Source organism: Methanobrevibacter cuticularis (assembly GCF_001639285.1).
Taxonomy (GTDB): domain Archaea; phylum Methanobacteriota; class Methanobacteria; order Methanobacteriales; family Methanobacteriaceae; genus Methanobaculum; species Methanobaculum cuticulare.
The window spans coordinates 1-11,116 of record NZ_LWMW01000135.1 but is presented as its reverse complement, the minus strand read 5'-3'; the positions used below and the strand labels follow the sequence as shown (position 1 = coordinate 11,116).

The window sequence follows — 11,116 nt, the reverse complement described above, 5'->3', positions numbered from 1 at the left end:
CATATTAACGCCATTAATTGGGGTTGAGTATAAATATGTTTTGATTTTTCACAGGAATACTCTGATAAAGACATCTTAGCAATTTCAAAGGACACAAAGGTAAATTTTATTAACTCATTATCACATAAACTGAACATGGGATCACCCTATTATTTTGGTAATACATAATATGTGATCCCATAATACTTAACATGATTTCTACAGAGCCAAATTTTGATTATAGTTTTTTAATAAATATGATTTTTATTTTTCAAAAAATCATGTAGAAAAGTCATAAAAATACTTAGTCATAATTAGACTATTTTAAGGTAACCATTTGATGGTTCAAAGACTACTCCTTTATGTTTAAGCTGCTTTACTATTTCTTCAACTTTTTCTTCGCTCATTCCATATTGATCTATGAGATTAGAGGTTAAAACATTGAGTGGAGCTTGGTCTCCATATTCCTCTTGAAGTTCTTTGATTTCGTCTATTACTTTCTGAAGTTTATCTCTTTCAGATTTTGGTGTTCTCCCTTCAACCTTATCTACATCTATTTTTCCAGTTTCTGGATCATAACCCACTTCTTTAAGACAAGCTAATTGTAATTTAACTGCTTTCTCAGCATCTTCAACTTCCACATGGGATTTGAGTCGAATTTTAGCACTTGCTTCCGCTAAACGAATAATAGCTTCTAGTTGTCTTGCAGTTATTGGAACTGGTGAATCTTCATCCACTGCACCACTTCTCATATTAACATAAAAATCTTCAAGGACTTTGTTAGATTCATCTGTAAGTTTCGGAGTTATATTCTTTCTTGCATAAGCTATATATTTTCTAAGAAGTTCAGGCTCGATTTCATATTCTACAGAGTCTTCTTGATGTATTTTTAATATGTGCTTAGCTAATTCTCGATCATTTTCAACATTAGGCTTATCTTCTATTACAAAAGTTAAATCAAAACGAGAAAGAATTGGTGAAGGTAAATCAATTTGCTCAGCTAAAGATTTATATCTGTCAAACCTTCCAAACTTAGGGTTTGCTGCAGCAAGAACAGAACATCGTGAATTCAAAGTAGCCATGATTCCTGCTTTAGCTATACTTATGGTTTGCTGTTCAAGAGCTTCATGAAGTGCAGATCTATCTTCTGATCTCATCTTATCCAGTTCATCAACACAAACGTTTCCTTGATCTCCAAGTACAAGAGCTCCTGCTTCAAGAGACCAGCCACCAAGTTCATCACGGACTGCAGCTGCAGTTAAACCAGCCCCAGTTGTACCTTTACCACTTGTATAAATACTTCTTGGTGCAAGTTTAGAAACATATTTTAACATCTGTGATTTACCAATACCTGGATCTCCAACTATTAGAATATGTATATCTCCACGAAGACGAGTTTTATCTTCAAGTTCCTTGGCTGCCCCTCCAAATAGCTGGAGAGCAATAGCTTCTTTAACATCCCTATAACCTTTTATAGAAGGAGCTGTTGACTTTATGATTTTTTCATAGATGTGAGGGTCTTTAGATAATTCAATAATTTCTTGTTCATCTTCTTCACTTATTTGTAATTCTTCAAATTCTTGTTCTTGAGGTTTAATGAAGTTCGCATAGATGTAATTTTTAAATTTACCACTTCGTTCCTCTCTGAATGTTTTTAAAGTTCCAGTAATGAGAACTTTGTCTCCAGGATTTAAAACATCTACTAAATCATCTTCAAGTATGATAAGAATCTGTTTAGGTTCAGTACCACCAGATAAATTTTCAAGAGGTTCTTGTACTCTAGCTGTTTGAGTATCAATATATTTTGATTCTTCTTGGAGAAGTCTGAAGGACCTTCCACCACATTCTGTACATAATGAGGGTTCTACCATGTTATTACCATTAGGCTGTTCAACTTCATGGAGTCGCATGCATCCTCGACATTCAAACACACCAGTTTCTATCCTAGGTCGAATTTCATCAGTTTTACGAACAATTCCTTCAACTGATACGAATTTTCCAATATATTTACTTAATAATATCTTAAGTGGGATTATATTAGTCAGATTCTCTAGTCGAATATTTAAATCTGCATTTTTCATTAAAGGATCTATGTTTTTAACAGCCTTCTCAGATGCAAGAAGAACATCTTCAGGCTTTTCAACTAAAAGATCCGCTAAATCAGGATCAAACATTTCTAAATCCAAATAATCGATTATAAGTGATCTATCATCAGGATATCTTTCTAAAATTTTAAATACATCATCTTTATACTTTGTTGAGAAAAACTCTTCGAATTTTGTAATTGATGTATTTGATTTATCAATTGAACTCATTATATCATACTTTGATTTTCATCTTTATAAAATATTAACTTATTACTAAAATAAATTTTTTTAATAAACATGACTTTTATTAATTCTTATGAATTACCTAATTAATAATTCTTATGAATTATCTAATTAATTTTTAATGATTTTTAATATTGAATACCTAGTAAGATTTATATTGAGATTATCCTATAATTCATATTATTAAAAATTTTTCTATTATTTATATTTTTTATATTGGTATTCAGTTTTTCTATAATCAGATAATATGATTATATTAATCTCATTATATTCATTAAAAATAATTAAAAGTGATTAAGACTGATTAAAAGTATTTAAAAATAATTAAAATAATTAAAAATGATTAAAAGTATTTAAAAATATAATCTAATAACAATATATTTATTATAATAAATAAAATTTATTACGATAAATAAAAAACAATGAATTATTTTCATAACAAAGCTTATTTATGATGAACTCAAATAAATAAGTACTAAGAGACATGAAAGGTAGTTAATAATGAAAAAATCACGTTTAAATTTATTTAAATCAACTTCTATGTTAATATCAGTTCTAGGAGTGATAATGATAGTTTCAACCATTGTAGTGGCAGGATATGTTGGATTTAATGTGCTTTCATCAGGGATAACTTCTAAAGTATCTTCTGGAAGCCAATATGATGAATTAGCAAGTTTAAGATCTAACTACACTGATCTAGAAGCTAAATTTAACTCTACTAAAAAAACTATTTTTGCAGGTTCTGATAAAAATCTACAATCGAAATTTATTGATGCAGAATTACAACTTGTAAGAGCCAATTCAGCTATAAATGATGTTGAAAGTGCTCTAAATTCTGGTCAAGAATCGGAAGAAGTAGATGTTAGAATAAAAACAGCTGAAAAAAAACTAAGTATAGCTTCTGAAGCCTATAACACATTAGGTTTTTAGTTAAGAAATTTAATATAATTAGTATAATTTATAACTAGCATATTTAATAGAACTAGGATTTTAATATAATTAATGAATATTTTAGCGACGATTATAATATAATTAGAATAAATAAATATAAGCAATAGACTAAATTAATTCAATTTAATTATATTCAAGGGATTACAAATATAATTATTTAATTAATGAACTTCAATTTAATGAATATAACCATTAACTTTATTTTTCAGTATTTAAAATATAATTATTTAATTAATGAACTTCAATTTAATGAATATGACCATTAATTTTATTTTTCAGTGAGATTGACATATTTCAATCCTATTACATACATTTCTGAACTTCTCTTTCTTGATGAAGAAGGTTTTGTTGTTTTTAATATTTTAAATCTTTTTTTCATTTTTTCAAGTAGATTTTTAAATTCATTACCTTGAAAAACCTTCATGATTAGATTTCCGTTTTCTTCAAGAATATTATCACAGATGTCTATAGTTGATTCTGCTAAATCAATAGATCTTAAATGATCAACGTCTTTTATCCCACTTAGTGAAGGAGATGCATCAGATATAATAGCATCTACAGTTCCACCCATAATATCAATAATTTTCCTTTGTGTTTCTTCTTTTGTAAAATCTCCCTTAATAAAATGAAAATTTTCTTCAGGAAATGGTTTAATTTTTTGTAAATCTATTCCTAAAACCATTCCTTCTTCTTCAACTTTTTCTAAAGCTACTTGAGACCATCCTCCCGGAACAGCACCTAAATCAACTACATTATTCCCTTTTTTTATTATTTTATACTTTTTATTTAGTTGAAGTAATTTAAAAGAAGCCCTAGATCTATAATTCTCTCCTTTAGCTCTCTTATAATAAGGATCCTTCTTTTTTTGAACTTGCCATTGCTTTCCCATTTTACATCTTCCATTATATTATTGACTATTTAAACTTCATTATTCTTATAATATTAATATATACTCTGAATTATATATACCCTGAATTATATATACCCTGAATTATATATACCCTGAATTATATATACCCTGAATTATATATACCCTGAATTCATTCTTTTTTTTCAATGTTCAAGGCCGTACAAACAGATTTTCCTATTTTTTTAACTTCAATATCAGATTCTCCATTTTCAATAGTAAGTAACATAATTGTGGGATCAGCTAATCTAGGATAAGTTGGACTACCTGGATTTAATAAAAGAATTCCTTCATAATTTTCAATATGGGGTTGATGTGTGTGGCCTGATACTAAGATATCTGCTTCTAGCTCTTGAGCTATGTAATGTAACTGTTGACTATCTCCTTGTGGGTAAACTTCTCCATGATTCACACCAATTGTTACATTATCAACTTCCACTGTTTCGCTTTTAGGAAGATCTAGTCCGTATTTCCTATCCATATTGCCTTGAACAGCTATAACTGGAGCTATTTTTTCTAAATCTTTGATGACATTTAGATTTAGCAAATCTCCAGCATGGATAATTAATTCCACGTCTTTAAATCCTTCAAAAACAGCTTGAGGAATCGCTTTTCCTTCATTATTTTCTTTTATATGTGTATCTGAAATTAAACCAATTAACATTTTAATTCCTTCTTCTTTTTTATTTAATCAATTAAATCATATAAGTATATTTCATAAATGCCATTATTTTCTTCTGTTATCCATAATAAAATTTTTTTAATTGTTTCTGTAATTCCTTTTTTATTTTCAATTTTTTATTATTACAATTTACAATACATAGTGTTTTATTAATCTATTATATTGTTATTTTTATTATTTAATAATTACTTTAGTAATATTCTTTTGTTCATATTTTATGCAACAAACAACAAGAGAATATGAGTAGTAATTTTTATTTCGATGATTTTTGTGGTTTCAGTTCATATTTTTGTATCCAAATTATAGATATTAAATAGAAGATATTATATAATATATAATATAAAATATAGAATAAGAAAAATATGAAATATATAATATATTATATATAATTATAATATATAATAAAAAAAATATGAAATATAAAATATGAAATATAGACTAAAAAAATACTAAGTAATTGTGTACTTATTATATAATTATTATATAGTTATCATGATTATATAGTTATTAATGTAGTTATTTTTTAAGTAATTTTCAATTATTTTTTATTTATTTTTATTTAATTTCTCTTAAAGCTATATTAAAATTACAAATATTTAAATGTGTTTTTCTTAATTTAATCGTTTAATTATCCCATGTTTATTTTTAACTTCAAATATTTTTAAGTTAATGTTTTTCAGAGATTCAGCTGTTTCAGTGAATTTTTTTGTTTTTCATTTTTACCATAATTCTTATTAACTATGAATCACTATCAATTAATATGAATTGTCATTATTAATTATTAAAATTAATTTCTAATACAAGTTTCAATTTAATAATTAATTGACTATTCTTTTGAAAATTAATAGAATCATTAAATTCCTGATTAAAGTGTATTAAATCACCATTAGGTTAATAGATTTTATTAGATTATAAATAAAAATGGAATCAATGCGAATTTCACTGAAGTTTAATATTAATAACCTTCATAACAACTATTCATATGATTTCCACTTTCGTAACTTATAAAATGCATTATAAAAATCTGGAAAATCAAATCAAAAAGTTTATATTAATGTATTGATAGATATTTAATTTCATATTTGTATATTATTAAATAGATAATGTTAATTCGGGACATTCAATGATATTTAGTTTCATATTCATATAAAATAACTATATAACTGTACTCTTAAAAAAGGAGATAAAAACTATGGGAAATATACAGAAACAAGAAATTTTAGATATTTTAGATAACTACAATAAAGATGAAATTACAATAGCTACCCTCGGAAGCCACACTTCTTTACATATTTTAAATGGTGCAAAAAAGGAAGGTTTTAGAACAGCTATTGTGTGTGAAAAAGGTAGAGATATTCCTTATAAAAGATTTGGAGTAGCTGACGAATACATTATAGTGGATGAATTTAAAGACATCGTAGATGATGATGTTCAAGAAAAATTAAGAAATATGAATGCTATAGTTATTCCTCATGGATCATTTGTAGCTTATGCTGGACTTGATAGGGTAGAAGATGATTTTAATGTTCCAATGTTTGGAAATAGAGATATATTACGATGGGAAGCTGAAAGAGACCTAGAAAGACAGCTATTAATTGAAAATGATATAAGAATACCTTATAAATACGATACTCCTTCTGATATTGATAGAACTGTTATGGTTAAATTTCCAGGAGCCAGAGGCGGAAGAGGATACTTTGTAGCTTCTTCACCTGAAGAATTTAATAAAAAAATTGAAGCTATGAAAGCTAGAAATTGGATTGAAGATTCTGATGTAGCTCAAGCACATATTGAAGAATATGTTACTGGGTGTAATTATTGTATACATTATTTTTACTCAGCATTAAATGATGAAGTTGAACTCATGGGTATTGACAGTCGTTATGAATCAAGTATCGATGGTTTAGTTAGAATGCCAGCTAAAGATCAACTTGATGTTGATTTTGATCCATCTTATGTGATAACAGGTAACCATCCAGTTGTTATGAGAGAATCACTACTTCCTCAAGTATTTGAAATAGGAGATAAATTAGTTAAATCAGCAGCTAAATTAGTATCCCCTGGAATGAATGGTCCATTTTGTATGCAGACTCTTGTAAATGATAATCTTGAAGTTATTGTATTTGAAATAAGTGCAAGAACAGATGGAGGAACTAATACTTTTATGAATGGTTCATCTTACAGCTATTTAAAATATGGGGAAGCAATGAGTATGGGAAGAAGAATTGCTCTTGAAATAAAAACAGCCCTTGAAAAAGGAGGACTTGAAAAAATAATAACCTAATTTTTTCATTTAACACTTCTTTTATTATTTAATATTATTTAGTTTTTAATCCTAATATCCATTTTTCATTTAACACTTCTTTTATTATTTAATATTCTTTAGTTTTTAATCCTAATATCCATTTTTCATTTAACACTTCTTTTATTATTTAATATTCTTTAGTTTTTAATCCTAATATCCATTTTTCATTTAACACTTCTTTTATTATTTAATATTATTTAGTTTTTAATCCTAATATCCATTTTTATAGCATATTCTTTTTTTATTAATTCAAGAGTTTTATCCAAGAATTATTTTTCAATATAAAATAAGGAATTTTTTAAATTTATTAAAAATTGATTGCGTTGATGGCTATGGTTTTAAAAAAATAGATTTCAATCAAATAAAAAAAACCCCCCCAACATAGTCCATGATTACAGATTTTCAATGAGAATATTGTTCGTTTTATTTGTGATTTTGTTAAGGGGAATTTAAAAGACTTATTTGATTCATTGAAGGAAAAGCCTGAAACCCTAGTTACCCTATGATTTCACTATTAAATTCATTTACCTATTATGTATTTTTCTTTTTTCTTCCTTTGCCTATGGATGCTTGTTTTTCAATTGCAATTTTTCTTGATCTGCTAAAATAAGCGCCAGTAAAACCACAAAATGCACCAATAGCTAAAAATGATATTAATATCCAGAAAACAATATCATTACCAGGTACTACTTCTCCTAAACGTTCACCATAAATAGTTGCAATAAATAATGGTATTGTTCCCAATGCTCCCAAGACAACCCCTTGAATTAAATTTCGTGATTTATATCCTATGATTAACAACCCAACAGATGAAAAAACTAATATAATATCTAAATTATAGTCCATAGCTGCAATTGCTATGAATGCAAACAAAGCAGCTCCAATTATGAAATATTTCCAATCGATACCCTTGTATATATCTTCAAACTCCATTCAATCACCAAGTAATATTTAAATTATATCTTAATTAAATTACAATGTTAATAAATTTATCATTAAATTATATTATCTGTTTTCTTATTATAACAGTTTCTATTTAATTTTCTAGATTATTGAAAATTAAAGAAACAAAATCAACAAGATTCATAAATCAAAAAACAAATAAATCCATCAAAAGTTAAGTAATCAAATATTGGATATACATTTGAATTTATGAATAATATAACAGTGAAATTAATTATAATATGATAATAGAATAATAAAAAAAGATTTTTAAAAGATAGCATTAAAAATAGAAAAATATTATTTATGAAATGATTATTTTAAAAATAGCTATTATGTGTAAATATATAAAAAAAAATAGCTATTGTGTGTAAATATATTTTATACAAATAGCTATCTGTATCCTGCTAAAGCACCTCCAATAGCTCCAGTTATTCCCATAATTATTGCATAATAGATTAAATACACTATAATTGCTGAAATTCCCACGAATCCAAATACTAAAAGGCTTGCAAGACCAAATAATGCTCCAAACAAAATGAACAATATACTTGCAATGATTCCTCCTAAAGCACCAGCAATAGCTGCATTAACTAGCCCTCCAAAAGCACCTTCATGAGCCATATATCCGACTAAGAAACCAACCACTAACAATCCTATTAATTCCAATTGGCCTAGTAATAGCTTTACTAAAACTGCTAATATGAATCCTATAATCACAACTCCTAATTTGACCACTTATACACCTTCTTTTATCTCTAATAAAATCTATTTACATACATATATAATAACACAATTTTTAAATCTTTAATCTGATATATTACTTACTAAAAATATGTACTTTCTATAATATAAATATTGTGATAAATTATATTCAGAATAGCTGTTTTTTAGACTAACACATCATCCAAGAGTTTTAAAAATTCCGATAAGTCATTTATTCTTATAAAAATATAATATTTTAATCTTAAAAAGTTATTTTATAAATTGGTATGATACCTACGATTTTCTAATCCAGAGCTAATAGTGTTGCTTATTGTAGACGTGCTTGACAAACTCTTAAGATATTTTATTAATACGATGTTTATTGTAAAATAAGAACCATATTACAAAAATATATTAGTGCAGTATAAAATCGTGCAAATTTAAATAAAATGAATACAGAAAAATAATAAAAAAATAATTATTAAAAAATTATTCTTTTTCAGTTGATTTTTGATATTCACTTAAGATAATATCAGCTTTAGTTAACCAATCAGCATCGTTTTGTTGAGCAATTTTTAAATATTTTCTACTAATATGTTCTTCTTCAGTTTGTTCATTAACCAATAATTCTTGGAGCCAGTAAACAGTTTCCCACTCTTCTTCTTCTCTAGCTGCATTAACTATTTCATATATTCTTTTTGTTGTTTCTATTTCAGCATCTACTGTGGTTATGAAAGGTTCAACTTTATCATCAATTTCTATATCTATGGCATTTATAGCAGGATAAGAAAATTCAATGTCAGCATAGTTCAATCTATCTGCGATCCAACGATGATGTTCAATTTCTTCTTCAGCCCTACCAATATAATAGTCTTTTAATTTATCAAGGCCATTTAGTGCAAAATAATTAGCAAATGTCATATACAAAGAATGGTTATATAATTCATTAGATATTTGAGCAACTAATAAACTAGCAGTTTTACTACCTATAGATTTTTTTCTTCTTTCACCTAAACTATCCATTTAAATCACCTAATTTATTCCCCATTTCATATAAATTGTTCATTTAAATCACCTAATTTATTCCCCATTTCATATAAAATATCCTTTTCAATTATCTAATTTCAAAAATTAATGACCTATATTAGTATATGTATCATCAAATATATAAATTTATTCTTATTGCAAAAAATCACTAAAAAATCTAATTAAATCCACAGGAATCTATTAACAACTACTAAAAAAAATACATGCACAGAGGTAGCTCATAATTCTTTTTATTTTTTTTTCTTAATTCTCCTCTCAATTATTTATAATACGGGATACAATCCATATTTATGGTTATTAAAATATTAATTTGTGTTATTTATGGTTATTAAAATATTAATTTATGTTATTTATGGTTATTAAAATATTAATTTATGTTATTTATGGTTTGAATGGATTATTCAAGTAATCATCAGCTTTTAGTTCAAATGAATTTGTATGATTTGATTCCTGAAGATCATCCTTGTTATTTGATTCAAAATATAAAAAATAAATTAATTCAGCTCCATGATTTTAAAAAGTTTAATTAATAAAATAAATAGAATATATGAGAAAAAATAGCTATTTATATGATTTAGTGAATCATTGCCCCTTTTGGTGAAATTCCTTTTAAATTTACAGGAAAAATACTGATATGGAAACAGAATTAAATCTATTAACACCAATTAAAGTATAAACATTAAAAAAAAAGCTTATCAAAGCAAAATTTCAATATAGCCTAGAGAAAAAAAAGAACATAGAAAGAAGTATACAACTATATCGCCAAAAAAACATCATAATATTCTAAAAAAGAAATCATGACATTAAAAAAAGATTCCTATCCAATTTAACAAAAAAAAGTAAGAGAGAATAATGGAAAAAAATTAATTTATCCTCTCATATTTTAAAATTTTTTTAAATTTTTTAAGCTTTTACTATTATCTAAAGGCTTTTTTATGCGATTCTTTTGTAGAATTTTATTTTGATTTTAGCTATTTTTGCATATGCAAGGTTTTTGACAGTAGTTTTTAGGATTTTTTTGGTTTTGTTGTAGTTTGTTTTTATGTTGCTTGTTTTGCTGATTTTGCTTAGTGTGAAACCTTTAAAAGATTTTTGGAATAGTTTAGAGCCTGTTAAAATACCATAATTTTTAATATAATAGGTTTTATAGTAAACTCTGTATCTTTTTCCATGATATTTTACAGTTTTAGCACTTACTTTGATGAGGTAGATTTTTATACTTGTTTTTGTGATTGATATAGTGTTGGATTTTGCACTGGAAGAACCAT

General features: G+C 26.0%; 9 protein-coding genes. 2 read left to right on the top strand and 7 right to left on the bottom strand.

What is annotated here, in order from left to right:
• Positions 1–293 precede the first annotated feature (293 nt).
• Positions 294–2,294, bottom strand: coding sequence for a minichromosome maintenance protein MCM (mcm, locus tag MBCUT_RS08805; protein WP_067260311.1), 2,001 nt, complete (start codon positions 2,292–2,294; stop codon positions 294–296).
• 582 nt (positions 2,295–2,876) lie between these two features.
• Between mcm and MBCUT_RS08800 the strand changes: the two genes are divergently transcribed.
• Complete coding sequence (locus MBCUT_RS08800) at positions 2,877–3,239, top strand: hypothetical protein (RefSeq protein ID WP_245634980.1); 363 nt, start codon at positions 2,877–2,879, stop codon at positions 3,237–3,239.
• 289 nt (positions 3,240–3,528) lie between these two features.
• Here the strand turns inward: MBCUT_RS08800 and MBCUT_RS08795 are convergent, their stop codons facing one another.
• A complete protein-coding gene (locus MBCUT_RS08795; protein ID WP_067260309.1) occupies positions 3,529–4,149 on the bottom strand; it encodes an RlmE family RNA methyltransferase in 621 nt (206 codons plus the stop codon).
• Between the two features lie 151 nt (positions 4,150–4,300).
• The gene (locus MBCUT_RS08790) at positions 4,301–4,831 is read right to left on the bottom strand and encodes a metallophosphoesterase family protein (RefSeq protein ID WP_067260308.1); all 531 of its coding nucleotides are present in this window, start codon (positions 4,829–4,831) and stop codon (positions 4,301–4,303) included.
• 1,210 nt (positions 4,832–6,041) lie between these two features.
• Here MBCUT_RS08790 and MBCUT_RS08785 point away from each other — a divergent pair.
• Complete coding sequence (locus tag MBCUT_RS08785) at positions 6,042–7,133, top strand: formate--phosphoribosylaminoimidazolecarboxamide ligase (protein WP_067260307.1); 1,092 nt, start codon at positions 6,042–6,044, stop codon at positions 7,131–7,133.
• A 552-nt stretch (positions 7,134–7,685) separates the two neighbouring features.
• On the opposite strand, the gene MBCUT_RS08780 is transcribed toward MBCUT_RS08785, so the two are convergent.
• The 4 genes from MBCUT_RS08780 to MBCUT_RS11390 form a co-directional block, all read right to left on the bottom strand.
• Positions 7,686–8,087, bottom strand: a complete 402-nt coding sequence (locus MBCUT_RS08780) for a hypothetical protein (RefSeq protein ID WP_067260306.1) — start codon at positions 8,085–8,087, stop codon at positions 7,686–7,688.
• A gap of 402 nt (positions 8,088–8,489) precedes the next feature.
• Complete coding sequence (locus MBCUT_RS08775; protein WP_067260305.1) at positions 8,490–8,834, bottom strand: DUF5518 domain-containing protein; 345 nt, start codon at positions 8,832–8,834, stop codon at positions 8,490–8,492.
• Between the two features lie 456 nt (positions 8,835–9,290).
• Positions 9,291–9,824, bottom strand: a complete 534-nt coding sequence (locus MBCUT_RS08770; protein WP_067260304.1) for a ferritin-like domain-containing protein — start codon at positions 9,822–9,824, stop codon at positions 9,291–9,293.
• A 957-nt stretch (positions 9,825–10,781) separates the two neighbouring features.
• Positions 10,782–11,116, bottom strand: a 335-nt coding sequence (locus tag MBCUT_RS11390; protein WP_169805433.1) for a hypothetical protein, incomplete at its 5' end; no start/stop codon positions are given.